This window comes from Pseudomonas juntendi (assembly GCF_021560075.1).
Taxonomy (GTDB): domain Bacteria; phylum Pseudomonadota; class Gammaproteobacteria; order Pseudomonadales; family Pseudomonadaceae; genus Aquipseudomonas; species Aquipseudomonas juntendi.
Genome location: NZ_CP091088.1, coordinates 721,741 through 746,806 on the forward strand (window position 1 = coordinate 721,741; position 25,066 = coordinate 746,806).

General features: G+C 64.8%; 22 protein-coding genes, 1 tRNA gene and 1 pseudogene. 11 read left to right on the top strand and 13 right to left on the bottom strand.

Going from position 1 to position 25,066, the window contains the following annotated elements; genetic code table 11:
- Nucleotides 1–56: 56 nt before the first annotated feature.
- Nucleotides 57–1,175, top strand: a complete 1,119-nt coding sequence (gene proB / locus L1P09_RS03320; RefSeq protein ID WP_235768472.1) for a glutamate 5-kinase — start codon at nt 57–59, stop codon at nt 1,173–1,175.
- A 22-nt stretch (nt 1,176–1,197) separates the two neighbouring features.
- Nucleotides 1,198–1,641 (top strand): CreA family protein, encoded by a 444-nt coding sequence (locus L1P09_RS03325; RefSeq protein ID WP_161892746.1) that lies wholly within the window; start codon nt 1,198–1,200, stop codon nt 1,639–1,641.
- 134 nt (nt 1,642–1,775) lie between these two features.
- On the opposite strand, the gene mksF is transcribed toward L1P09_RS03325, so the two are convergent.
- Genes mksF through mksB form a run of 3 tightly spaced genes read right to left on the bottom strand, consistent with a single transcriptional unit; the run spans nt 1,776 to nt 6,590 of the window.
- Complete coding sequence (gene mksF / locus L1P09_RS03330) at nt 1,776–4,607, bottom strand: Mks condensin complex protein MksF (protein WP_235768474.1); 2,832 nt, start codon at nt 4,605–4,607, stop codon at nt 1,776–1,778.
- Nucleotides 4,604–5,311 (bottom strand): Mks condensin complex protein MksE, encoded by a 708-nt coding sequence (mksE, locus tag L1P09_RS03335; RefSeq protein ID WP_009686110.1) that lies wholly within the window; start codon nt 5,309–5,311, stop codon nt 4,604–4,606. Before mksE ends, mksF begins: the two co-directional genes overlap by 4 nt.
- Complete coding sequence (mksB, locus tag L1P09_RS03340) at nt 5,301–6,590, bottom strand: Mks condensin complex protein MksB (RefSeq protein WP_009686111.1); 1,290 nt, start codon at nt 6,588–6,590, stop codon at nt 5,301–5,303. The genes mksE and mksB overlap by 11 nt, the downstream gene beginning before the upstream one ends.
- Before the next feature lie 457 nt (nt 6,591–7,047).
- Between mksB and L1P09_RS03345 the strand changes: the two genes are divergently transcribed.
- Together L1P09_RS03345 and rimI are read left to right on the top strand one after the other, a co-directional pair.
- The gene (locus tag L1P09_RS03345; protein ID WP_235768476.1) at nt 7,048–7,833 is read left to right on the top strand and encodes an energy transducer TonB; all 786 of its coding nucleotides are present in this window, start codon (nt 7,048–7,050) and stop codon (nt 7,831–7,833) included.
- A complete protein-coding gene (gene rimI / locus L1P09_RS03350; protein ID WP_029887538.1) occupies nt 7,830–8,285 on the top strand; it encodes a ribosomal protein S18-alanine N-acetyltransferase in 456 nt (151 codons plus the stop codon). The genes L1P09_RS03345 and rimI overlap by 4 nt, the downstream gene beginning before the upstream one ends.
- Nucleotides 8,286–8,312: 27 nt before the next feature.
- Here the strand turns inward: rimI and L1P09_RS03355 are convergent, their stop codons facing one another.
- On the bottom strand, nt 8,313–9,230 hold the full coding sequence (locus L1P09_RS03355; protein WP_110679460.1) for a LysR substrate-binding domain-containing protein: 918 nt from the start codon (nt 9,228–9,230) through the stop codon (nt 8,313–8,315).
- A gap of 187 nt (nt 9,231–9,417) precedes the next feature.
- Between L1P09_RS03355 and L1P09_RS03360 the strand changes: the two genes are divergently transcribed.
- Nucleotides 9,418–10,032, top strand: a complete 615-nt coding sequence (locus L1P09_RS03360) for a LysE family translocator (RefSeq protein WP_235768478.1) — start codon at nt 9,418–9,420, stop codon at nt 10,030–10,032.
- A gap of 106 nt (nt 10,033–10,138) precedes the next feature.
- Here the strand turns inward: L1P09_RS03360 and L1P09_RS03365 are convergent.
- Nucleotides 10,139–10,215 (bottom strand) — tRNA-Met (locus tag L1P09_RS03365).
- Nucleotides 10,216–10,309: 94 nt separating this feature from the next.
- Nucleotides 10,310–11,233, bottom strand: a complete 924-nt coding sequence (locus tag L1P09_RS03370; RefSeq protein ID WP_235768938.1) for a FecR family protein — start codon at nt 11,231–11,233, stop codon at nt 10,310–10,312.
- 191 nt (nt 11,234–11,424) lie between these two features.
- Here L1P09_RS03370 and L1P09_RS03375 point away from each other — a divergent pair, with 191 nt between their 5' ends.
- The 3 genes from L1P09_RS03375 (at nt 11,425) to L1P09_RS03385 (ending at nt 14,124) form a co-directional block, all read left to right on the top strand.
- Nucleotides 11,425–12,639: an MFS transporter gene (locus tag L1P09_RS03375; RefSeq protein WP_235768480.1), complete on the top strand. Its 1,215-nt coding sequence runs from the start codon at nt 11,425–11,427 to the stop codon at nt 12,637–12,639.
- 106 nt (nt 12,640–12,745) lie between these two features.
- A complete protein-coding gene (locus tag L1P09_RS03380; protein WP_165944152.1) occupies nt 12,746–12,883 on the top strand; it encodes a hypothetical protein in 138 nt (45 codons plus the stop codon).
- Nucleotides 12,884–12,966: 83 nt separating this feature from the next.
- Entirely contained in the window at nt 12,967–14,124 is a 1,158-nt protein-coding gene (locus L1P09_RS03385; RefSeq protein ID WP_235768481.1) for an MFS transporter, read from the top strand.
- A gap of 73 nt (nt 14,125–14,197) precedes the next feature.
- Here the strand turns inward: L1P09_RS03385 and L1P09_RS03390 are convergent, their stop codons facing one another.
- Together L1P09_RS03390 and L1P09_RS03395 are read right to left on the bottom strand one after the other, a co-directional pair.
- Complete coding sequence (locus L1P09_RS03390; RefSeq protein ID WP_235768482.1) at nt 14,198–15,148, bottom strand: FecR domain-containing protein; 951 nt, start codon at nt 15,146–15,148, stop codon at nt 14,198–14,200.
- Complete coding sequence (locus tag L1P09_RS03395; protein ID WP_225786174.1) at nt 15,141–15,656, bottom strand: sigma-70 family RNA polymerase sigma factor; 516 nt, start codon at nt 15,654–15,656, stop codon at nt 15,141–15,143. The genes L1P09_RS03390 and L1P09_RS03395 overlap by 8 nt, the downstream gene beginning before the upstream one ends.
- Before the next feature lie 170 nt (nt 15,657–15,826).
- On the opposite strand from L1P09_RS03395, the gene L1P09_RS03400 reads away from it, so the two are divergent.
- The 3 genes from L1P09_RS03400 to L1P09_RS03410 are packed head-to-tail and all read left to right on the top strand — an operon-like array spanning nt 15,827 to nt 20,034.
- Nucleotides 15,827–16,453: a DNA-3-methyladenine glycosylase family protein gene (locus L1P09_RS03400; protein ID WP_235768483.1), complete on the top strand. Its 627-nt coding sequence runs from the start codon at nt 15,827–15,829 to the stop codon at nt 16,451–16,453.
- A 54-nt stretch (nt 16,454–16,507) separates the two neighbouring features.
- Entirely contained in the window at nt 16,508–17,566 is a 1,059-nt protein-coding gene (gene ada / locus L1P09_RS03405; RefSeq protein ID WP_235768484.1) for a bifunctional DNA-binding transcriptional regulator/O6-methylguanine-DNA methyltransferase Ada, read from the top strand.
- Nucleotides 17,567–17,622: 56 nt separating this feature from the next.
- The gene (locus L1P09_RS03410) at nt 17,623–20,034 is read left to right on the top strand and encodes a DUF3772 domain-containing protein (protein WP_054903918.1); all 2,412 of its coding nucleotides are present in this window, start codon (nt 17,623–17,625) and stop codon (nt 20,032–20,034) included.
- A gap of 78 nt (nt 20,035–20,112) precedes the next feature.
- Here the strand turns inward: L1P09_RS03410 and L1P09_RS03415 are convergent, their stop codons facing one another.
- The 5 genes and pseudogenes from L1P09_RS03415 to L1P09_RS03435 form a co-directional block, all read right to left on the bottom strand.
- On the bottom strand, nt 20,113–21,543 hold the full coding sequence (locus L1P09_RS03415) for an aldehyde dehydrogenase family protein (protein WP_054903919.1): 1,431 nt from the start codon (nt 21,541–21,543) through the stop codon (nt 20,113–20,115).
- Nucleotides 21,544–21,555: 12 nt separating this feature from the next.
- Nucleotides 21,556–23,055 carry a purine-cytosine permease family protein gene (locus L1P09_RS03420; RefSeq protein WP_235768485.1) on the bottom strand — a complete coding sequence of 500 codons (1,500 nt, stop codon included), beginning with the start codon at nt 23,053–23,055 and terminating at the stop codon, nt 21,556–21,558.
- Between the two features lie 92 nt (nt 23,056–23,147).
- Nucleotides 23,148–23,537, bottom strand: a complete 390-nt coding sequence (locus tag L1P09_RS03425; protein WP_029887927.1) for a YybH family protein — start codon at nt 23,535–23,537, stop codon at nt 23,148–23,150.
- Nucleotides 23,538–23,937: 400 nt separating this feature from the next.
- A pseudogene (locus L1P09_RS03430) lies at nt 23,938–24,084 on the bottom strand (IS110 family transposase); the annotation flags it as partial.
- 24 nt (nt 24,085–24,108) lie between these two features.
- Complete coding sequence (locus L1P09_RS03435) at nt 24,109–24,579, bottom strand: OsmC family protein (protein ID WP_235768486.1); 471 nt, start codon at nt 24,577–24,579, stop codon at nt 24,109–24,111.
- Nucleotides 24,580–25,066: the final 487 nt, after the last annotated feature.

The following is a 25,066-nucleotide window of genomic DNA, read 5'->3' on the forward strand; positions in this document are numbered from 1 at the left end:
TGGAGCGGCGTTTTTGTATCCACGGTATCTACAGATTCGACATAGGTTGGAAGAAGATGCGAAGCAAGGTGACGGGCGCCAAGCGCTGGGTCGTGAAGATTGGCAGTGCTCTGCTGACCGCCGATGGCAAGGGCCTCGACCGCGGGGCCATGGCCGTTTGGGTCGAGCAGATGGTCGCGCTGCGTGAGGCGGGCGTGGAGTTGGTACTGGTGTCCTCCGGGGCCGTTGCTGCCGGCATGAGCCAGCTGGGCTGGACCTCGCGACCGAGCGCGATGAACGAGCTGCAGGCCGCTGCGTCGATCGGCCAGATGCGCCTGGTGCAGGCCTGGGAGTCGAGCTTCGGCGAGCACGGCAAGCACACCGCGCAGATCCTGCTGACCCATGACGACCTGTCCGACCGCAAGCGTTACCTGAACGCCCGCAGCACCCTGCGTACCCTGGTCGACCTGGGTGTGGTGCCCGTCATCAACGAAAACGACACCGTGGTCACCGACGAAATCCGTTTCGGCGACAACGATACCCTGGCGGCGCTGGTGGCCAACCTGGTCGAGGCCGACCTGTTGGTGATCCTTACCGACCGTGATGGCATGTTCGACGCCGACCCGCGCAACAACCCCGAGGCCCAGCTGATCTACGAAGCCCGTGCCGACGACCCGGCGCTGGATGCCGTGGCCGGCGGCACCGGTGGCGCGCTGGGCCGTGGCGGCATGCAGACCAAGCTGCGCGCCGCGCGCCTGGCGGCCCGCTCGGGTGCCCACACCATCATCATCGGTGGCCGCATCGAGCGCGTGCTCGACCGCCTGAAGGCTGGCGAGCGTCTGGGGACCTTTCTGTCGCCCGAGCGCGGCATGCTCGCGGCGCGCAAGCAGTGGCTGGCTGGCCACTTGCAAACCCGTGGCACCCTGGTGCTGGATGCCGGTGCCGTGCAGGCGCTGCGCCAGGCCAACAAGAGCCTGCTGCCGGTGGGCGTGAAAACCGTGCAGGGCAGTTTCCGCCGTGGCGAGATGGTGGTGTGCGTCGGCCCGGACGGTGCAGAGGTCGCCCGTGGCCTGGCCAACTATAGCGCCCTGGAGGCGCAGAAGATCATTGGCCAGCCTTCGGATGCCATCGAGAGCACCTTGGGCTACATTGCGGAGCCAGAACTGGTGCACCGCGACAACCTGGTTCTGGTCTGAGGGTTTGGCTGTGTTGAAAAGGATGATTGCCGTTGCCGCGTTGGCTTTGCCCATGCTGGCCGGGGCTGAGGAAATCGGCCAGGTGTCCACCGTGTTCAAGTTCCTTGGGCCGAACGACCGCATCGTGGTGGAAGCCTTCGACGACCCCAAGGTCGAAGGTGTGACTTGCTACCTGTCGCGGGCCAAGACGGGCGGGGTGAAAGGCGGGTTGGGCCTTGCCGAAGATCGGGCGGAGGCCTCCATCGCCTGCCGCCAGGTCGGGCCGATCAGCTTCAAGGGTGAGCTCAAGGATGGCGAGGAGGTGTTCAAGGAGCGCACCTCGCTGGTGTTCAAGACCATGCAGGTGGTGCGCTTCCTCGACAAGAAGCGCAATACCCTGGTGTACCTGGTGTACAGCGACCGCATCGTCGAGGGCAGCCCACAGAATGCGGTGACGGCGATTCCGATCTTGCCTTGGGCGCAGTGATCGCCTGGTAGATGGCCGGGAGGCCTTTGGCCTCCATCGCGACGCAAGGCCGCCCCCACAAAGGTCCTGCATATGCCGGTCAATGTGGGAGCGGCCTTGTGTCGCGAAAGGGCCGCAAAGCGGCCCCAGGTTCCTCAGGCCAACTCTTCGGCCTGATCCTCACGCACAACCGCTTTCACCTCATCCAAGCGGCTGATGAACTTCCAGTCCGCCTCGTCGATGTAGATGCCATTCGGCCCGCTGCCACCTTCCAGGTCGATCGCCACACGTGCCGATACCTGGGGCTTCACGCTCGCCAGAATCGGCACGAAGCCCAGCTGCAGGCTGGTTTCCAGCAGTGCCGCCTGGTTGCGCTCGTCGATGTCGGCCGCTTCGTCCAGGTAGTACGGCAGGCGAATACGGCCGGCCAGGTCGCGGTCCATCAGGTGCAGCAACAGGTACATGTTGGTCAACGCCTTGATGGTCATGGTGGTGCCGTTGGACGCCGCACCATCGATGTCGGCATGGATGACCGGCTGGCCGTTGACCTTGGTGATCTCGAACGCCAGCTCGAACAGGTCCTTCAAACCCAGTTGGTTGTGGTTGGCCGCCACCAGGCGCGCCAGGTACTCCTTGGCCTCTTCGTTCTTGTTGTCCTGCTCGGCGCTCTGGGTCAGGTCGAATACCGACAGGGTTTCGCCTTCCTCGTACTGGCCGGCGCTGTGGATGATCTGGTCGATATGCTTGAGCGCTTCCTTGTTCGGCGCCAGCACCACGCGGAAGCTTTCCAGGTTGGATACCTGGCGCTTGTTGATCTCGCGGTTGAACAGCGCCAGCTGGTGCTCGAGGCTGTCGTAGTCGCTGCGGATGTTGCGCAGGGTGCGGGCGATGTCGGTCACCGCCGCGCGGCGCGCCTTGGCCAGGGTCAGGGCTTCATCGGTGCGGTGCGCATAGGCGTTCACCAGCAATTGCAGGCGGCGCTCCATGTCGTCTTCACTGTCGAACTTGGCCACGCCTTTCAGGCGCACCTGGGCATACAGTGCCTCGATCTGGTTATCGACGCGCTGCAGGCTCTGCCAGCTGTCCTGGTAGTCGTTGAGCAGCGGCAGCAGGTTGTCCATCGAATCGTCGATGGCTTCCATGAAAGGCGTACCGTAGGGCAGGTCGGCCGGCAGCAGTTGGCGGCGGCGCAGGGCGTCTTCCAGGGTGCGCTGCTTGGACTCGAGGTCGCCGAGCTGGCGGCCGACCAGTTGCAGCTTGGCCGACAGTTGCTGGACGCGTTCGGTGAACGCGTCGCTGGAGCGCTTGAGCTCGTCCTGGGCGGCTTCCAGTTGCGACAGTTGCTCGAGTTTTTCCGGCTCTTCGGCCGCGAGGGTCTGGCTGCGGCGGTAGTCTTCCAGGGCCTTCTGGGCGTCCAGCACTTCCTGATACAGGGTTTCGGTCTGGGCTTTGGAGGCCGAGCGGTCGGCGGCTACGGCCTGCTGGGTCTTGAGCTGTTTCAGCTCTTTCTCCAGGCGCTCTTTCTGGTCGCGCAGGGCGGCGCGGTCGGCCAGGGCCTGCAGGGCCGGCGGGTCGATGTTGGTCAGGTCGATGGCCAGGCCCGGCGCCTCGAAGCGCTCGCCCTTGAAGCCGTCGAGCACCGCTTCCAGCGATTTTACCCACAGGTCGCTGTCGTCCAGCTCGATGCCGCGCTCGCCCAGTGGCAGGCTGAACAGCGCACCGTTGAACAGGCGCATCAGGCGGTCGACGTCCTGCTGCGAGAACTCTTCGCGCAGGCGTGCATAGCTGTTGTTGTCGGCATGGTCGAGCTGCTGCTTGACCTGCTTCAGGCGCTTTTCCAGGTCGCGCACACGCTCGTCGAGGTCTTCGGCGCTGAACTGCCGCGACTGGGCCAGGGCACCGGCCAGTTCGTCGTGCGCGTCCTTGGCTGCCAGCAGTTGCTGCTCCAGCACCTTCACGTCCTCGACCAGCGCAAAGCGGTGCTTGAGGACCGACAGCTCACCCAGCCAGCGCTGGATACCGGTGATTTCGCGCTCCAGGCGCATCAGCTCCTGGGTGCCGCCGCGCTGGTCGTTCTGCAGGCGGTCCTGCTCGCCACGGTAGTGCTCGGCCTGGATCACCAGCTCTTCCTTGCGCGCCATGGCGTATTCCTGCCAGGTGCCCAGCAAGGTGTCGAGCACCGGGGAAATGCGGTGCAGCTTGCCGCGCAGGATGTCACGCTGGGCCACGCCGCCCGCCAGCGCCTCGACCAGCGGGCCGGCCGCGACCAGGGCGTTGTAGTCCTGTTCCATGCGGCGTACGTCGCGGAAGGCCTCTTCGCAGGCGGCGATGTAGTCGACACTGCCCGAGCGCAGGCTGTGCTCGAAGGCATCGAGGAACAGTTGCTTGAGCTTGGCCGCAGTGATTTCGCGCATGTGCAGCAGGTTGATGAACAGTGCGCGGAAGGTTTTCAGGCTTTGCTCGCTGGTGGAGCGCAGCGGGATCATGGTCAGGTCCAGCGGCACCGACGTGTGGCCGCCGACCAGCAGCCGGCGCAGCTCGTCGGGCTTGACCTCGTAAGCCTTTATGCCCAGGCGCTCGAGGTTGGTGAAGAGCTCTTTCTGGCGCAGGCAGGTGTCGTTCTTCTGGTAGTGGGCCAGGTCCAGTTCGCCCTTGTAGGCGAAGAACTGGTGACCGAAACCACCGCCCGGCCCGCGGCCGACCACGCCAATCACGTGGGGGCCATGGGGCAGGCTCAGTTCGCAGAGAATGTACGAGGTGTCGCTGGCAAAGTAGAAGCGGCGCGACTGCTCGAGGCTGTACTTGCCGAAGCTCATGTCTGACATGCGTGCCAGGATCGGGAACTGCAGCGCGTTGATCGACGCCGATTTGCCCAGGTTGTTGGCGCCGTAGACCGACAGCGGGTGCTCCAGCGGGAACAGGCCAAGGCTGTAGCCTGCAGTGTTGAGCAGTGCGAAGCGGCGGATGCCGTAGCGTTCCTGGCTCATGCGTCAATCTCCTGTTGCTCTTCGCGGATGGCCCGGGCCAGGGCGTCCTCTTCGCTTTCCTCGCCCTCGAACGGCGTGAGGTCCAGCGGGTCGTCGGTGCGGTTGAGTTCTTCGGGGCTTTCTTCCTCGACCAATACCGGGGTCGGCAGCGGCAGGTCGCTGTGCAGCGTGGCGGCCAGGTCGCGGTCCTGCTGCACCGACAGGCACACGTCGAGGAAACGGTGCATGGGCGGCAGGAAGCGGTAGATGCCGCCTTCTTCGTGGGCGAAGCCCAGCTGGGTCATGCGCCGCAGGATCTTCTCTTCAAGCTCGTCGACGGTCTGCACCTCGGCCTGCAGGAACAGGTCGCGGTACTTGTCCAGCAACGAGGGCAGCTCGTCGCGGCCGATACTGCCGCCGTCCAGCACTGCCATGGGGTCGCGGCCCTGGTCCGCCAGGTGCTCGACCAGGATGAAGGTGAATAGCGACAGGCGTTGCGCGGTCTTGTTGACCTGCGCGGCGGTCATGTCCGGCACGAAGTAGTAGAAACCACGGGTGTCGCACACCAGCTCGAAGCCCAGGGCCTTGAACAGGGTGCGGTATTGGTCCTGGAAGTTCGACAGCTGAGCATACAGCTCGGGGTCGCGACGGCTGATGTGGAAGCCTTTGAACAGCTCGCGGAAGATCGGCGCGAGCTGGGACAGTTCGGAAAGATCAAGATGCATGGGCTGGGCTCGCGTTGGGGTCGGTAGGCGCGCTGTTGGCGTCTTCGCGGCTGGAGGTCAGGGCGAACGAGCGCAGGCTGACCAAGTGTTCCTGGGTGGTGTACTCGCGCCGGTCCAGGCGTTCGCGCTTGAAGCGCTTTTCCCGCGACAGGCGCGAGAACCAGTACAGCAACTCGTCGGTGGCGCCTTCGGGCTCCTGCTCCAGCAGCCAGACCATCAGGTCGGGCAGGGGCAGCGCCTGTTCGCAACGTTCGGCCATTTCCTTGACCGTGCGTGGGGCGCGGGGCAGGGCACCGGACTGCGTCTTGTGGGCCTTGGGGAAGCGCGCCGGCTTGGGCTCGAAGCGGGCCAGGGCGTACACGTAGGCTTCGACCTGGCTGGCACTGCCGAGGAAGGTGCTTTGCGGGCGGGTGAACATCGGCATGGCCGCTTGCGGCACGGCATCCAGGCCCTTGCGCCGGATCACCGACAGGGCCAGTGCGGCGCCACGGGTCACGGCGTTGTGCCGACGGGCTTCTTCGCGCAGCGGCAACAGCAGTTCGCGGGCGTGGCGCAGAGTGAGCTGAGCGTTGGTCTGCATCTCCAGGATGCGTGCATGGGTGCGCAGCAGCATGTCGTCATCGACCAGGTGGCCCAGGCGCGCCTGTTCGCCCAGCAGCTTGAGCAGCACGGTCTCGACCTTGCGCACGCCTTGCTCGAAGGCGCCGTCGGCGTTGACCAGCTGGATCATCGGCTCGACGTACTCGTCCCAGGTGGCCAGGACCTCGGCATAGCGCTGGCGCAGCGGGATCTGGCGGTTGCTGGTCTTGGCCCGTTCGGCCACGGCCACCAGCGCCTGCTCGTCGTTGTCGAGCTTTTTGAGCACATCGCGCACGCGCATGTCGAGCAGGCGCAGCTGGCGCGCCAGGTCGTCGCTGTCGCGGTTGTCGAAGGCGTCCTGGATGTGCCCGGCAAGGCGTTCCAGGTGGCGCAGGTAGGCTTCGATCTCCAGGCACAGGCCCAGCCGGTGCTCGCGGCGCAGGTAGGCGAGAAAGTCGTGTATCTGCGCGTTGAGCTCGAAACGGTTCGGGCTTTTTGCCACCGGGACCAGGATGTCCAGGCGGATCCACACGTCGAGCAGCTGGGTGATGTCCTGCGGGGTGCTTTCTACTTGCTGGCGGGCCACATGCTGGCGCAGCTCGACCAGGCTCAGGGTGCCCTGGTCGAAACGCTCGCACAGCGGCTCGATCAGGGCCCAGTGTTCGGCTAGGGCGCGCAGGACGCGCTTGGGTTCGATCATTGGCTTCGACTCGTTGCCAAGAAAAAGGGGCGATTGTACTGCATCCGGGGGGCAGGGTTTCACCCCTTGGTCTGTAATGGGGGATAACCTCATGTCATATGGGTGTATGGCGTGGTTTTTGTGGTGGCAGTGAGATCGAGCGCCGCCCGCGCGGCGCATCGCGACGCAAGGCCGCTCCTACATCTGTTTCGGGCCAATTACTCCTGAGTCCTTGGCGCGCGCACCCTGGGTGTATGACTGGAAACTGTAGAAAAGCAGCAGCGCCCCCTTCGATATCGAAGGGGGCAAGCAAGGCGGGCAGCGATGACTTCACAGGAGCGACTGGCCCGAAACAGATATGGGAGCGGCCTTGCGTCGCGATGCGCCGCGCGGGCGGCGCTCGGTCTGATAGACGCTGCAAAAACCAAGGCGTACACGTTAGAATGCCCAACTGCCTCCCCCCCTCGGACCCTGCCCCTTGCTCACCGAACCCCGCCGCCGCGCCTTCCTTTCCGCCATGCAAGTGGTGCACTGGCTGCCGCGCGCCGAACTGCCGTTCGCTGCGCCGTCGCGCCCCGAGTTGCTGCTGCCGGTGGCCCCGGTCGAGGACCTCGACTTCGATGTGCTGCCGCCAGCCTCTGGCAACGAAAAGCCGATCGCGCCCCAGGCGCGCTCCGCCGAGAGGCCCAAAATCGAGATCCCGCGGCCCGGCAGTGGGCCCAAGCCGGCGGTCAAGGCGGTCGAGGCCGAGGCGCAACCCGCACCACCAAGGCCGGCGCCGGTGCCGCCGCCACGTTTCGCGCTGCAGTTGCTGCGCGCCGGCAGTTGCCTGCTGCTGGTCGAGCTGGCCACCGGCCAGCCGTTCCAGAGCCGCGACCCTTCCTACCTGCTGCTCAAGGACATGCTGCGCGCCGCCGGGCTACCCGATGCACCGCAGATCATCGGCGAGCCGGTGCGCTGGCCGTTGCTGGTACGCGGCAACATGGACCAGGGCCCGGAGGCGGCACGTGATTTTGTCCAGGGCTTTGTCCAGGCGCGCCTGGAAGACGCGCCGTGCACCTGCCTCTGGCTGGTGGGCCTGCCAGCGGTGCGCTTTGCCGCCAACGCCGACGCCCAGGCCTATTACCAAACCCTGAAGCTCGACGGCCTGGGCGATGCCTGGGTCTTGCCGGGCCTTGAACTGTTGATGGACGAGCCGCAGCGCAAGGCGGACGTCTGGAAAGCCATGCGCCAGCTGATGGCGCGCTGGAAGAGCGTTGAATGAGTGACTCGATCAGTTTTCGCCCGATGACCGAGGCGGATCTGGATGCCGTACTTAAGATCGAATATGCCGCGTTCAGCCACCCCTGGACCCGAGGGATTTTCCAGGATGCGCTCAAATCCTACGAAGTCTGGCTGATGTTCGATGGCGAGCAGCAAGTGGGCCACGGGGTGATCAACGTGATCATCGACGAAGCGCACCTGCTCAACATTACCGTCAAACCTGAGAACCAAGGCTGCGGCCTGGGCCTGCGCCTGCTGGAGCACCTGATGGCCCGTGCCTACCAGCTCAATGGCCGCGAATGCTTCCTAGAAGTGCGCGCCAGCAACCAGTCGGCCTACCGCTTGTACGAGCGCTATGGCTTCAACGAAATCGGCCGTCGCCGTGACTATTACCCAGTGGCGGGTGGCCGTGAAGATGCCCTGGTGATGGCTTGTACCCTGCTTGAAGACTGACCCTGCGTGCTGCCTGGTTAACATCGCCTAGCGCGGCTGCCCCGGCACCGGTGGTGCTGGGGCGTCAGGCTGCAACAAGCCCAAATGAGCCAGACAGGCATGGCACTCTTCCATGACCCAGCCTGTGAAGCGCTGGCGCTTGCCACCATCGTTCAACGGCTGGGGGCTGAGCAGGTGGTAGGCCGAGCCATCGCGGATAAACCCAAACGGCGCCTGCAACTGCCCGCTGTCGAGTTCGTCGCGCACCATCAAGGCAGAGGCCATGGCCACGCCCAAACCGGCGCTGGCGGCCTGGATCGACAGATAGAAATGCTCGTAGTCGCTGCGTTCGCAGTGCCGCGCCCGTTGGCCGCTGAGGCGCAGCCAAGTGGGCCAGGCAGCGGGGCGGGTGGTGCTGTGCAGCAGGCGTTGGCCGTCGAGCCGGAACCCGGCGCTGGGGCGGCACACCGGGCCGACCCACTCATCGCAGACCTTCTGGTTGAACAACTGGTTACCCCAATGGAAGTCGTCACGGCGGATGGCCAGGTCGACGCCGCCGCGGGCGAAGTCCAGCGGACCGCCAGCGGCTACCAGGTGCAACTGCAGGTCGGGGTGGGCTGCATGGAAACGCGGCAGCCGCGGGATCAGCCAGCGCATGGCGATGGTCGGTTCGCAGGACAGCACCAGCACATTGTCGCGGGCCTGGTGTTGCAAGCGCTGCACGGCGCCTTCCAGTTGTTCGAAGATCGCCTGGGTGGTGCCGTGCAGCGCGCGGCCGGCGGCGGTGAGAAAAATGGCCCGGTTGCGGCGCTCGAACAGTTCTACGCCAAGGCTTTCTTCGAGCAAGCGCACTTGCCGGCTGACGGCGCCGTGGGTGACGTGCAGGTGTTCGGCGGCGCGCACGAAGCTTTCGCTTTGGGCGGCGATGTCGAAGTAGCGGAAGGCGTTGAGTGGGGGCAGTTTCATGGCAGCTCTCCAAGCCGGCACTGCAGCGTTGGCCAGCCTGCACAATCACACGCTGGCTGGAGCAGGCGCTAGCTATCTGTGACTGAAACTATCAGATTTGCACCACGATAAATCGATTTTTCCTGCACCGTAAGCTCCCGATAATCCTCGGTCTGTGCATTTTCATCGCCTATCGAGAGCTATCCCCATGACCGAACTCGTCGCCGTCGCCGTATTCACCCTGCTTGCCGTCATCAGCCCCGGTGCCGACTTCGCCATGGTGACCCGCAGCAGTTATGCACAAGGCCGCAAGGCCGGGCTGGCTGCCGCAGTGGGGATCGCCTTGGGGGTCCAGGTGCACGTGCTATACACGGTACTGGGCATTGCCGTGATCATCAGCCAGAGCCCGATGCTGTTCCTGGCCATGAAGGTGGTGGGCGCCGGGTATCTGATCTACCTGGGGTACAAGTCGGTCACCAATACCCGGCGCATCAGCCTTGAGGGTGGGGCGCCTAACAGTGCCTCGGTGCTGCAAGCCCTGCGCACGGGGTTTTTGACCAACGCACTGAACCCCAAGACCATGTTGTTCGTGGTCAGTGCCTACACCCAGGTCGTGCAACCGGGCAGCTCGTTGCAGCTGGCATTTGCCTATGGTGCGTTCATGTCGTTCGCGCACTGGCTGTGGTTCAGCCTGGTCGCGGTGTTTTTTTCCAGCACTGCCTTGCGCAAGGCCATGATCGACCGCCAAGTGCTGGTGGACCGCGTGATCGGCCTGGCGCTGATCGGGCTCGGGTTGACCGTGGCAGTGAGCGGCATGCGCTGACGCCCAAGGGGCAAGAGGGGGTAGCAGCGCCGGGGCTGCTTTCGATGCGGCAGTTCTCGCAGGCAAAGAAAAAGGGCTTACCTTGCGGTAAGCCCTTCGTCTTGTTTGGTGGCTACACAGGGACTTGAACCCCGGACCCCAGCATTATGAATGCTATGCTCTAACCAACTGAGCTATGTAGCCGATGGCGCGCATTATTCTCTTGAACGCCCCCCCTGTCAACACTCATTTCAAAAAAATTTGCACGCTTTCAAAAACTTAGCGGCCAGGGCCGGTTCTAGCGCACCACAAGCCAGTGCCCGAGCACGCCTTGTAGCTGCAGATGCTGGGCGGCGGCCAGGGATTGCAGGGTTTCCCCGGCGCGGTCGAGGTTGAAATCGCCGCTTACACGGCGATGGGTCAGTTGTTCATCCATAAGCCATACCCGCTGGCCCTGGTAGCTGGCCAGGCGCTCCAGCACCTGCCCCAGCGGCATGTCGCTGGCCTTCAGGTAGCCGCTGCGCCAACTGTCTACGGTTTTCAGGTCCGCTGGGCGTACCGTGCCGATGCGCGTGTCATCGAAGGTTACCCGTTCACCCTTCGAGACCAGGCGCTGCTCACCCCCCTGCACGACCATGGCCTTGCCACTGATGACCACCAGTTCGTCATGGTTGGCATGGCGGGTGACTTGCAGGCGGGTGCCGAACACCTGGATGCGTGCGTTACCCACTGCCACCTCCAGGGCGCGCCCATCGAGCGCCACCTGCAGGTACACCTGGCCCTGTACCAGATGCAGCTGGCGGGTACGGCCGCGCAGGTCCACGTTCATCGCACTGGCGCTGTCCAGGCTCAAGGTCGTGCCATCGGCCAGGCGCGTGCTGCGCCGCTCGCCCACATCGGTGTGCAGCTCGCTGGCCAGGCGCTGCATCCACGGCCAGTAAAGATAGGTAGCGGCGGCCAGGCCCAGGAGAAAGCACAGCGCCACCCATTTGCCCAGGTGACTGCGGCGCTCGCTTGGCGGCCGTGGGCGAGGGCGGGCGGGTGAGGGCTGCACCTGCTGCCAGAATCGCTCCAGCTCGGCATAGGCCTGGGCGTTTTCAGCGGCTTGGCACCAGGCCGCGAAGGCCCGGCGCTGGGCGTCGTCACAGTTGGGGTGGCGCAACGCCGAGAACCACTCGAGCGCTTCCTGCTCGGGGTCGGGTTGCAGCTGTTTGGCGGGCATCGGGCTCATGGTTACGGTCTGCTCGCGAGTGGGGCCAGTGGGCCCAACGATGACAGGAGAAGTAGACAAGGATGCTAATTATATTGAGAACCATTTTCAAGAACGTCGCGACAGAGGGAAAAAAAGGTAGCTATGTATCTATTTGTTTCCCGATAATCGGATCCCAAACCTGAGGACGGAGATTTAGGCAAATGGCCACCAGTAGCGCCTCCACCGCATCCAGCCAGGCACCGGCCAACCAGGCCACGCCGCTGGTGATGCGCATCATCGGTTTCTGCGCGCTGGCGCACCTGATCAACGACCTGATCCAGTCGGTACTGCCGGCGATCTACCCGATGCTCAAGGCCAATTACAACCTGAGCTTCGCCCAGATCGGCATGATCACCCTGACGTTCCAGATCACCGCCTCGCTGTTGCAGCCCTGGGTCGGCTTTTTCACCGACCGTCGGCCGGCACCGAACCTGCTGCCGCTGGGCACCTTGTGCACCCTGGTGGGGATCGTGATGCTGGCCTTCGTCGGCAGCTTCCCGATGATCCTGCTGGCGTCGGCACTGGTAGGCATCGGTTCCTCCACCTTCCACCCCGAAACCTCGCGTATCGCGCGGCTGGCCTCCGGGGGGCGCTTCGGCCTGGCCCAGTCAACCTTTCAGGTGGGGGGCAACACCGGTTCGGCGCTGGGCCCGTTGCTGGCGGCGGCCATCGTCATTCCGTTCGGCCAGACCCACGTGGCCTGGTTCGGCCTGGCGGCGTTGTTCTTCCTTGGCGTAACCCTGATGCTGCGTGGCTGGTACAAGGAACACCTTAACCAGGCCAAAGCACGCAAGGCGGTGCAGGCCACCCATGGCATCTCCCGCCAGCGGGTGATCGTGGCGCTGATCGTGTTGGGCTTGCTGGTGTTCTCCAAGTACTTCTACATGGCCAGCTTCACCAGCTACTTCACCTTCTACCTGATCGAGAAATTCGCGGTATCGGTAGCCAGCTCGCAGTTGCACCTGTTCCTGTTCCTCGGGGCCGTGGCGGCGGGGACATTCTTCGGTGGGCCGATCGGTGACCGTATGGGGCGCAAGGCGGTGATCTGGTTCTCGATCCTGGGCGTGACCCCGTTCACCCTGGCGCTGCCCTATGCCGATCTGTTCTGGACCACGGTACTGAGCGTGGTGATCGGCTTCATTCTGGCTTCGGCGTTTTCCGCCATCGTGGTGTATGCGCAGGAGCTCGTGCCGGGCAGCGTGGGCATGATTGCCGGCATCTTCTTCGGCCTGATGTTCGGCTTTGGCGGCATCGGTGCGGCACTGCTGGGGTACGTCGCAGACTTGCGGGGCATCGAATACGTCTATGGCGTCTGTTCGTTCCTGCCGCTGTTCGGATTGCTGGCGGTGTTCCTGCCCAATACCGGCAAGCGCTGATTTCGTCGGGGCCGCTGCATGCGGCGGCCCCTGCCGATTGACGACCGGACTGTCCTTGGCCTAGAGTGCCGCCACTTTCCCCTCCCACCTGCGTAGTAGCCAAGCAATGCGCCGTACCCCGTCACTGCCCAGCGCCCGCCAGCCTGCCCTTCAGGGCTTGCGCCATGCGTGGCCGAGCGACACGGTACTCAAGCGCCGCCGCAGCGTGCTGTTTGCCTTCACCTTCTCGCCACACTTCGCCTGACCTGATCTGCGCGTTCGCGCCGCTGGCCACTTTGGCCTGCGCGCCTGTGTCTGCACGTTTTTCCGGTTTGCAAGGAGTGGTACATGAACATGCGTTTGCTGGCGGGCCTGTTGTTCGCCGTTTCGGTCGTGGGTTTCAGCCTGGGGGCGAGCCTGCCCCTGGTTTCGTTGCGCCTGCATGAAGCAGGGGCGGGCACCCTGGAAATCGGCATCATCTCGGCTATTCCTGCTGCCGGCATGATGCTTTCGGCGTTCCTAGTCGATGCCTGCTGCCGCCACCTCACCCGGCGCACCATCTACCTGCTGTGTTTCAGCCTGTGCACACTCAGCATCGCCCTGCTCGAAGCGGCCTTTGGCTCGCTGTGGCTGCTGGCGCTGCTGCGCCTTGGCCTGGGGCTGGGCATGGGTATCGCCATCATCCTGGGCGAGTCGTGGGTCAACGAACTGTGCCCGGAGCACAACCGCGGCAAGATCATGGCCCTGTATGCCACCAGCTTTACCGGCTTCCAGGTGCTCGGCCCGGCCATGCTGGCAGTACTGGGGGCGGACAGCCCATGGATCACTGGCGTGGTCACCGTTGGCTATGGCCTGGCCTTGCTGTGCATCGTGCTGACGGTGCCCAATGACCATGTGGCGCACGAAGAAGGCGAGAAAAGCTTTGGCCTGGCGGGGTTCTTCCGGGTGGCGCCGGCGTTGTGCATGGCGGTGCTGTTCTTCTCGTTCTTCGACGCCGTGGTGCTGTCGTTGCTGCCGGTATACGCCAGCAGCCATGGCTTCGCCGTGGGTGTGGCGGCGTTGATGGTGACGGTGGTGTTTGCCGGCGACATGTTGTTCCAGCTGCCGCTTGGCTGGCTGGCCGATCGGGTCGAGCGCACCGGGCTGCACCTGGTGTGCGGGCTGGTGGCGATGTCGATCGGTATAGGTTTGCCCTGGTTGCTGGACCTGACGTGGCTGTTGTGGCCGCTGCTGGTGGTGCTGGGGGCGGTGGCGGGGGGGATCTATACCTTGGCGTTGGTGCTGATCGGCCAGCGCTTCAAGGGCCAGGACCTGGTCACCGCCAATGCCAGCGTGGGCCTGCTGTGGGGCGTAGGCAGCCTGGTAGGGCCGTTGGTCAGTGGCGCCGCCATGGGCGTGGCGCCGCATGGCCTGCCAATGGCGCTGGCGCTGATGGCCGGGTTGTTCGTGTGCTTTGCCCGGCAGTCGTTTCGGGCTGCGGGCCGCCTGCCCGCGTTGGCGGACTGACGGCTTCGGGGTTGCTTCGATCATGAATGGCCGCGTTGCGGCCCATCGCGATACAAGGCCGCGCCCGCGCGCGTCAGGCGGCTGCGATGCTGACCCAATACCGGGTATGGTACTCGACCCGCACCGGCAGGCTACGGCTGAGCAGGTGCAGGATGGCGCCGGTGTCGCTCAACTGGAAGGTGCCAGACACCATCAGGCTGGCCACTTCCGGCGCACAGCGCAGCAGGCCCGGGCGATAACGGCCCAGTTCGGCGACAAACTCGCCAAGCGGCATCTGCTGCACGCTGAGTACGCCGTCAGTCCAGCCCCACGGGTCACTGTGCAACGTTACGGCCTGGACACGGCCGTCGCGCCACACCTGCAAGGTCTCGCCCGGCTGTACTTGCCTGCGCAGTGCCGAGGCGGGGAACAGCGTGACCTGGCCACGGCGCACCGCCAGCAGCAGGCCTTGGCGGTTTTCACGCAGCAGCAACTGGCCGTCCAGGGTGACCAGCCGCCCAACCGGCGTTTCGATCAGGAACGGCCGGTGGTCGTTGGCGTTGCTCTCCAGGCTCACTTCACCGCGTAGCAGCGCCAGCTGGCGCTGTTCAACGCTGTAGTCCAGGTCGATGGCGCTGGCAGTGTTCAACTGGATACGGCTGCCGTCGCGCCCCTGCACCTGGCGACGCTCGCCGACGGCGGTGCTGTTGTCGGCCAGCAGCTCAGGTAAACCCAGTGGTTCACGCGCCGCCAGGCCCAGGCTGCCGCCGACGGCCAGCAGCGCCAGCAGCTTGAGGTGGTTGCGTCGGCTGCTACGCTGCTGCTGGCTGCCTTCCAGGGTGCGCCGGCTCAGGTCCTTGGGCAGCCCTGCCAGTTCGTCGCTGAGCAGGCTTACGCGCTGCCAGGCCAGTGGGTGATGCGGGTGGCTGGCCAGCCATTGCTCAAACTGTTGCCGGGTACGCGGGCAGGGGCTGTCGAAGCGCAGCTTCACCAGCCAGTCGATGGCCTGGTCAACCTGGGCTTGGGTGGGGGTGGCATCAGGCATCGGCGTAGCGCAACCGGTAGCAGACGCCCAGGGCGCTGGCCAGGTCGCGCTCGATGGTCGCGCGCGACACGTGCAGCTGCCGGGCGATCTGGACAATGCTCAAACCGTCCAGCTGGGCCAGCAGGAAGGCCTGGCGCGCCCGCGGTTTGAGCTGATGCAGGGCGCGGTCCAGGCGCGCCAGGGTATCGAGGATGAGTAACCGGGCCTCTTCGCTGGGCGCTTCGGTTTCTGGCACCTGGGCCAGGCTCTGCTGGTAGGCCCGCTCCAGTGCGCGTCGGCGGAACTGGTCGATCATCAAGCCGCGGGCAATGCTGCTCAGGTAGGCGCGCGGTTCTTTCAACGGCGATGCCTGGCGCGCGCGCAATACCCTCACGAAGGTATCCTGGGCCAGATCGGCCGCATGTTCACTGCACCCCACGCGGCTGCGCAGCCAGCCACGCAGCCAGGCATGGTGGGACTGGTAGAGCAGAGCGACCTCGGCCGGTTTGAGCGTGTCGTTGATCTGCATCGTTGCCAAGGCCGGTCCCGTGAGGTGTGCGAATGTGAACAGTTCTCAATTCTATGCGCGGAGGATGGCGCGGGGCAATGGTGGGCCAGGAATTAGCCGCGCAAGAACCGGCGTTCCCCCGATGAACGGCTGCGCTAAGCTGCACCTGCACTCGACTTGATGGAGCCGCCATGATTCTGGCCGACCTTTCCCCTGCGGCTTACCGCCAAGCCGGCGAATACCTGGCGGCGCTCGACCCTGACTGGGCGCGACATGTCGCCGCGACCGGGCCATGCCTGCACCAGGCCACCCCTGGCCGGGAACCTTACGAGGCGCTGGTGCGCGCGATTGCCTACCAGCAGCTGCATGCCCGGGCGGCTGAGGCTATCCTGGGCCGGTTGCTGGCGTTGTTCCCGCAGCATGCGTTTCCGCCGCCCGAGCAGTTACTGGCCGCAAGCCCGCAAACCCTGCGCGCCTGCGGTTTTTCGGCGAGCAAGATGGCGACTATCCAGGGCATTGCCCAAGCCAGGCTGGACGGCCTGGTGCCGACCCGCGAAGCAGCACTGGCCATGAGTGACGACGCCCTGATCGAACGCCTGGTAGCGCTGCGCGGGATAGGGCGGTGGACGGTGGAAATGCTGCTGATCTATAGCCTGGAGCGGTCGGATATCCTGCCCGTCGACGATTTTGGCGTGCGCGAGGGGTATCGCCGCCTCAAGGGCCTGGACAAGGCGCCGACCCCGGCGCAGATGCGTTCGCTGGGCGGCGCCTGGCGGCCATACCGAACCGTGGCGGCCTGGTACCTGTGGCGCGCCTGAGGTTTTTACACCGCCAAGGCCGGAGCCGGCCGCACGAGTCTGGAAGTATACCCAATGACCGCCTACACCACCCCCGACCAACGCTGGCAAGCCGTCGAAGCCCGCGACCCCGCTGCGGTCGGGCACTTCGTCTATGCCGTGCGCACCACCGGCATCTATTGCCACCCCAACTGCAAGTCGCGGCTGGCCAAGCGCGGCAACGTCGAGTTCTTCGATACCCCTGCGTTAGCCGAAGCCGCTGGCTACCGTGCGTGCAAGCGCTGCACCGCTGGCGCCAAGCCCAGTGCGGCGCGCCATAGCCAGTTGGTCATCCGCGCCTGCCGCCTGATCGAAGCCAGCGACCCCAGCCCCAGCCTCGACCAGCTCGCTGCGCAACTGGCCGTCAGCCCGTACCACCTGCACCGGCTGTTCAAAGCCGAAACCGGCGTTACCCCCAAGGCCTACGCCACCGCTTTTCGCGCCCGGCGCCTGCGCGCACACCTGGAAGATGCTCGGTGCTCGGTCACCGATGCCATCTACGACGCCGGCTACACCTCCAACAGCCACTTTTATGCCAGCGCCGACCAGCGCCTGGGTATGCGCCCCCGGCAGTACCGCGCCGGGGGCGCAGGGGCCACCATTCATTTTGCCCTCGGCCAGTGCTACTTGGGCGCCATCCTGGTGGCCCAAAGCGACAAAGGCATTTGCGCGATTCTGCTGGGCGACGACCCTGAAACCCTGCTGCACGAACTTCAGGATCAGTTCCCCAAGGCCCGGTTGATCGGCGGTGACCGCGGTTATGAGCAACTGGTTGCCGAGGTGGTGGGGTTCGTCGAGGCCCCGGCGCTGGGCCTGGGCCTGCCGCTGGATGTACAAGGCACAGCGTTCCAGGAGCGCGTGTGGCAAGCCCTGCGCGAGGTGCCGGCTGGCAGCCGCATCAGCTACAGCGACCTTGCCGAACGCATTGGCGCGCCCAAGGCGGTGCGGGCGGTAGCCCTGGCGTGTGCGGCCAATCGCATCGCCGTGGCCATACCTTGTCACCGTGTGGTGCGCCGGGATGGCGACATCAGCGGCTACCGTTGGGGCGTGGCGCGCAAGCAGCTACTGCTGACGCGAGAAACGGCACTCTCCTGATGCCTTGAAGCCGCGTAGAATCCCCCGCCAAATCGGATTGTAAAGAGGAATATTCGATGAGGCGTCTGAGCCTTGTTCGTTTTTGCCCTGGCCTGATGGCCATGCTGGCGCTGCTGCTGGTGCTCACCGGCCCGGCCGCGGCGGCCCCTGCCACGCCGTTGTCCAACCCGGCCAATGCGGCAGCCCCGGCAGTGGATGAAAACGCCAGTATCGAGCAGTTGAGCGATAGCCTGGACCAGATTCGCCAAGGCGTCAGCAGTAACGCCAACGACGACCTGCTGTCGCAGTTGCGGCTGGCGGCCATGCAGGTTCAGCGCCAGGCTGATGCCTTGAGTGCGCAGCGCACCACCGATGTGGAAAAGCTCGACGACAAGCTCAAGGTGGTTGGCCCGGCCCAGCCCGACGAGCCTGCGGCCCTGACCCAGCAGCGCAAGGCCCTGGAGGCCGAGAAAAAGGCCTTGGTCGCCCAGCAGGACCAGGCCACCAAGCTGACTCAGTCGGCGCGCGACCTGTCCACGCAAATCGTCAACTTGCGCCGCAGCCAGTTCAACTCGCAGATCACCAGCCGCGCCGCCTCGCCGTTGAGCCCGGCATTCTGGCAGAGCATCATCCGCCCAACCCAGGATGACGTGGCGCGCCTGCGCGACCTGCGGGGCGAAGCAGCCGTTGCCATTGGCAGCGCGTTCAGCCCCGAGCACCGCTGGCCGTTCATGGCCAGCCTGGTAGCGGCCATCCTGGTCTGGACCCTGGTGCGCCTGTGGATAGAGCGGCTATTGGCCCGTGCCATGGTCCGCTGGTTGCCCGAAGGCCGGCTGCGCCGCAGTGCCCTGGCGCTGGGGGTCAGCCTGGCAACACTGGGCACCATCGCCGGTTCGGTTTCCCTGCTGCGCTGGGGGTTGGAGAGCAATGCCGAACTGGGCAGCGATATCGCCAGCCTGGTCAACCACATCCTGGCGCTGGTGGTGTTCAGCGCGTTCATCGCGGGCCTGGGCCGTGCCATGCTGATGCTGCAGCGCCCGTCCTGGCGCCTGCCGGCCATTAACGACGAAGTGGCCAGCGCGCTGGGCTGGTTCCCCAAGGTGCTGGCCCTGGCACTGATGGTCATGATGACCATGGAGCGCATCAACACCGTGATCGGTGCCAGCCTGGCGCTGACCGTGGCGGTGAACGGCCTGACCGCGCTGGTAGTGGCGATGATCTTCGCCGGCGCGTTGCAGCGCTACCGCCGCACCCTGCGCAAGCTTGAACTGGAACGCCCCACCGGCCTGGGCGGGTTGATCCCGTTCGTGATGGTCATCTGGCTGGGGGGGATCATGCTGGCCATGGTGACCGGCTACCTGACCCTTGCCTACTTCCTTACGGCCAAGCTGCTGTGGGTCAGCCTGGTGATCACGTGCGCCTACCTGTTGACCAGCTTCTTCGGTGACCTGTGCGAAACCCTGCTGTCGCCACGCCAGCCCGGCGGCCTGGCACTGGCGTCGACCCTGGGGCTGGCGCCACGTCACCAGGCCCAGGCCAGCACCATCCTGGCCGGTATCGGCCGCACCGTAGTGCTGTTCCTGGCGCTGCTGCTGGCGTTGATGCCGTCGGGCACCAGCCCCAGCGAACTGCTGCTCAGCCTGGGCGACTGGGACGGCACCGGTGGCAAATTGCTGGGCAACCTGAACATCGTGCCGCAGGACATTCTGCTGGCGATGGCGATTCTGCTCGGCGGCTTGTTCGCCATCCGGGTGGTCAAGCGCTGGCTCAGCGAACGGCTGTTGCCGGAAACCGACATGGATGCCGGCATGCGTGCCTCGCTGGTCACCCTGGTGGGCTACCTCGGGTTCATTTTCCTGGCCATGCTGGTGATGTCGACCCTGCGCATCAACCTGACCAGCCTGACCTGGGTGGTCAGTGCCTTGTCGGTCGGTATCGGTTTTGGCCTGCAGCAGATCGTGCAGAACTTCATCTCGGGCCTGATCCTGCTCACCGAACGCCCGGTGAAGGTCGGCGATTGGGTCAGCCTGGCCGGCGTCGAGGGCGACATTCGCCGCATCAACGTGCGCGCTACCGAAATCCAGATGTCCGACCGTTCCACGGTGATCGTACCCAACTCGCAGTTCATCTCGCAGAACGTGCGCAACGTGACCATGGGCAACGCCCTGGGGGTGGTCGGCATCACCTTGACCCTGCCGCTGGATACGGATGCCAACCGTGTACGTGAGTTGCTGCTGGCGGCCTACCATGAACACGAGGCAATTCTGGACGCGCCCGCCAGCTCGGTGTCGTTCAAGGACCTGACCAGCAATGGCATGGTGATCGCGGTCAGTGGCTATGTGGCCGGGCCGCGCCAGGTGTCGGGTACCCGCAGTGACCTGCTGTTCACCATCCTTGGGCGGCTGCGTGACGAGGGTATCGCCTTGTCTTCGCCGCAGAGCATGGTGCTGGTACAGGAAGCTGCGCGCCCGGCTGACGAAGCGCCGTGATGCGCTTCATGCCAGTGGCACGCGACTAGATGAATGGCAGAAGCTGTCGAAAGGGGCCGCCAAACGGCCCCGCACGGTTCAGCCCAGGCACCGCGTCACATGCTTGACCGACTGGTAGCCCGACAAGCCCCAAGGCCCCAGCTCACGGCCTATACCGCTGCCCTTGGTGCCACCCCATGAGGTCTCGACGAACACCGCCTGCACCGAGTTGATCCACACATGGCCCACCTCCAGCGCATCGGCCACCCGCTCTGCGCGCGCCAGGTCTGTGGTGCACACTGTCGCCACCAGGCCGAAGCGGCTGTCGTTGGCCTCGGCAATCGCCTGCTGTTCGCTGGCGAAGCGCCGTGCGCACAATACCGGACCAAAGATTTCTTCGTTCCACAGGCGGCTGCCTTCAGGCACATCGGCATACAGGGTAGGGCTGACGAACCAGCCGCCACGGTCCAGCACTTTGCCACCGACCAGGCACTGCAAGCCTTCCTCCCGCGCCGTGGCAAAGTAGCCGGCCACCTTCAGCCACTGGGCCTGGCTGGTCAGTGGGCCCATGTCGGCTTCTTCGCTCAGCGGGCTGCCCACCCGCAGGTTTTCCAGCGCTGCCTGCAGGCGTGGCAGCAGGGCGTCGGCGATGCCGTCCTGTACCAGCAGGCGTGATGTGGCCGAGCACATCTGGCCCGCATTCCAGCAGATGCCGGCAACGATCCATTGCACCGCCGCGTCGACGTCGCAGTCATCGAACACCAGGATCGCCGACTTGCCGCCCAACTCCAGCGTGACCGGCCGGCATTGTGCCGCTGCGCTGCGCATCACCTGGCTGCCAACGTTATTGCTGCCTGTGAACGACAGTTTGTCCAGGCCGTTGTGGTTGCTCAGCGCGGCACCCGTCTCGGCTTTGCCATTGACGATATTCAGCACCCCGGCCGGCAGGCCCAGGGTGTCGGCGATCTGGCCGTAGGCGAGTTCGCACAGCGGGGTCACTTCCGAGGGCTTGAGCACCACGGTGCAGCCAGCCGCCAGGGCCGGGGCAAGCTTCCAGGCGCTGGTCACCAGTGGGAAGTTCCAGGGTACGATCAGGCCGACCACGCCCACCGGCTCCAGGCGGGTGCGGGCGGTGAAGCCCGGGGCAGCCAGCGGTACGTCGCGGTTTTGCCCAGGCAGTTGTTCAGCCAGCTCGGCGTAATAGCCGAAGGTCGCGATGGCATCGTCCAGGTCGACTTCTGCCTCGTGGCGCGGCTTGCCGTTGTTGCGCATCTGCAGGGCGACCAGCGCTTCGCGGCGTTGCCCAAGCTGTTCGGCGAAGCCGCGCAGATACGCTGCGCGCTCACTGGCGCTGGTGCATTTCCAGGCGGGCAGGGCTGCACGTGCGGCGGCCACGGCCTGGTCGACCTGCTCGGCACTGGCAGCCATCAGTTCGGCAAACGGTTGGCCCAGCGCAGGGTCGTTGACGCTGATGCAGTCGCTGCCCTGGCCGTCGAACCAGCGGCCGGCAATGTAGTGGGATGTGGTCATGGTGGTTTCCAGTCAGGCCATTTCGGCAGTGGTTACAGGCGTGTGCGCAGCCTGTTTGCAACGCACCCAGCGTGGGCCCTGCGGGCCATACACGTCGGCAGGTTCGGGGAACAGGTTGAGCAGCAGCAGGTACAGCACCCCGGCCAACCCCAGGGTGACCGGCAGGCTCAGGTCAATGCCACCGGCCAGGTCGCCCAACGGTCCGACGAATTGCCCCGGCAGGTTCACGAAGCACAGGCCGACCACTGCGCTGGGGACCCAAGCGCCCATGCCGCGCCAGTTCCAGCCGTGCAGGAACCAGTAGTGGCCACCCCGCTGGCCGCGGGTGAATACCTGCAGGTCATCGGCGTGGTAGAAACCACGGCGGGTGACCAGGCCGAGGATCATGATCACCATCCACGGGCTGGTGCAGGTGATGATCAGCACGGCAAAGGTCGACACGCTCTGCACCAGGTTGAAGGTAAAGCGGCCGATGAAAATGAAACCGATCGCCAGCACCCCGATCAGCAGCGTGGCGCCGGCACGGCTGAGCAGGCGTGGGAACACGCTCGACATGTCCAGGCCTGTCCCATACAACGCCGTGGTGCCGGTGGACATACCGCCGATCACCGCAATCAGGCACACCGGCAGGAAGAACCAGCTGGGGGCGACAGCCAGCAGCCCGCCGACATAGTTGTTGGCGGCAATGTAGTCCGGTGCCTGGGTGGCCACCAGGGTGGCGGTGCACAGGCCGAACAGGAATGGAATCAGCGTGGCACCCTGGGCCGCTATCACCGCCAGCATGATGCGCGCCTTGGGGGTTTCGCGTGGAATGTAGCGCGACCAGTCACCGAGGAAGGCGCCGAATGACACCGGATTGCTCATGGCCAGGATCGCAGCGCCGACGAAAGCTGCCCAGAAGCCCGCCTGGCCCAGGTTGACGCTGCCTGCGTAGCCGGCGTCGAACGGCCCGGCAAAAGCAGCGATACCCAGCAGGAACAGCAGGCTCGACGCCCACACGGCAATCTTGTTGACCCACAGCATGAAGCGGAAGCCGAAGATGCAGACCACCAGTACCAGCACCGCGAACAGGCCGTAGGCCATGCCCAGGGTCAGGTCGGTTTCCGGCAGGCCGACCAGGCGCTTGGCGCCGCCGACCAGGGCATCGCCCGAACTCCATACCGACAGCGAAAAGAATGCCACTGCCGTGAGCAGCGACAGGAACGAGCCGACGATGCGCCCGTGCACGCCGAAGTGCGCGCCCGAGGAGACCGCATTGTTGGTGCCGTTCAGCGCGCCGAACAGGCCCATCGGTGCCAGGATCAGCGCGCCAACGGCAACGCCGAGCACGATGGCCCACACCCCCGCCTGGAACGACAGCCCGAACAGCACCGGGAAACTGCCGAGCACGGCGGTGGCGAATGTGTTGGCGCCGCCGAAGATCAGGCGGAACAGGTCCAGCGGGGAGGCGTCGCGTTGATCGGCGGGGATCTGTTCTACGCCGTTGGTCTCGATACCGGTCGAGTGGCTCATGGTGATGCTCCAGCGCGGTTGTTGTGGGCCAGCGCAGTGCGCAAGCCTTCTTGTGGGTGCGATGGCAGGGCGGCAGGGCCGCAAAAAGGTGATCAGGCCGGCGATACGGCCGACAGGTGTTCGTGGCAGGCCAGCCACTGGTCAGCGTGGCGGCGGAACACGATGGTCTCGCGCTCGTTCAACTGGTGCTCGGCACCGCCGATGCGCAGATGCGTGGCCACATCATGCATGAAGATCGCCACGTCGCCTTGCAGGCTGACCTGGGCGTTGCTGGACGCGCAGGCGAGCACGGCAAACCCTTCGGCCTGCCACTGGGCCCAGACCTTCTCATAGGCCCGGCGTGACAGCAGGGGTTGCGCCAAGGTATGGAAAAGGAACGTGGCGTCTTCGCTGAAGCAGGCGAAGTAGCGGGCGGTGTCGTTGCTGGCGAAGGCGGCAACAAGGTCGGCGGCGGCTTGCCGTACCTGCAGGGTCTGGTCCACGGGGTGGCCTCACGGGTTTTTATGATTGTGGTGAAGCGATTCTGGTGGGGCTTGCCGGGGGGAAAAATCGCTGGCGACAAATAATCAGTTCAGGAATTTGTGAAGTGATGCGCTGGCAGCCCGGCGTTTAGCCATACCCGACTGGCGGAGCAGGTCGGAGCAACTGTCTTTCTCAAAATTCGCAAAGCCTGCGCGATTCATTGTGGGAGATTACCCAGCGCTACGGGCTGGGCTGTCACGCAGAGAACTCAATTCGTAAGCGCGACGCGGCCGGTGTGGGAGCGGGCGTGCCCGCGAAGCAGGCGACGCGGTGTCTGGCACCGGCTGCGCCGGTGTTCGCGGGCACGCCCGCTCCCACAAGAACCGTGTAATCTTCAAGTGCTGCATTTTGGCTGTTGATTTACACCCTCTTCGGCTGAGGCAACACCAGATCCAGCCAAGGCTCGCCAGTCCTGAGCATGGCATTGAGTCGCACCAGGACGATCCCGCGTGCGCGCAGCACCTCATAACGGGCCTTGAGCGCTGGGTTGTAGTTCATCGCCACCACTCCAATGTCTTTGACCTGAGCCCGCTAGCCGACCGTCACCTCAGCCGCGCACTCCACCGGGAAATTCACGGAGTTGGCGATAAAGCACTCATGATGCGCATCCTCATGCAGGCGTAGGGCAACTTCCCGGTCCGAGTCTGCGCTGATGGTAACCTGCGGGCGCAGCAGCACATGGGTAAAACGGCCCTTGCCCTGATCGTCACCTTCCACCATGCGCCCCAGTGGAAGGTCGACATACGCCAGTACATTCACGCCGTTGACCGCGCACAGGTGCAGGTACCAGAGCTTGTGGCATGCCGACAGCGATGCCACCAGCATGTCTTCCGGGCTCCAGCGCTGCGGGTCGCCACGGAATGCCGGGTCTGCGGAGCCTTGCAAGGCAACCTTGCCGGCGGCGTCGACATTGAAGTCACGGTTGTAGGCGGTATAGCCGGCGGTGCCGTAGCCCTTGTTACCTGTCCACGTCACCTGAACCACATATTGATGTTCTTTCATGCATCATCCTTGAAATGATCAGCCCGTGTTGTTTCGCCGACTCACCGTGCGAGGGTATTTCTGGTTGGTGTGTTACCTGTAGCGGCCTCGTCGCAGGCAAGGCAGCTCTCATGGAACAATATAAAACTTATTGTTTTAGCATGGCGTGTCTAGAAATCGACCCGCCGCGAAGAATACAACGCGGTGTCTGGCACCGGCTGCGCCGGTGTTCGCGGGCACGCCCGCTCCCACAAGGGCCCTGTTAAATCAAAAAGTTATATATTGTCCTGCAAAAGCCCGGCCGCCGCCTTGCGATAAGGCCGGCACGGGCCACATAAAACGAAAATCCCTTGAGGCATAAGCCGCAAGGGGTTTCTGGTTACTGCAGGCTACCGCTTAGACGTTGAAACGGAAGTCAGAGCGCTCAGGCCTCACAAGGTCTGGGTTTTAGTACGGGTCAATATGTGTCATACCCGGTTTAGCGCCCGGTTTGAGTGGTGTGTGACTT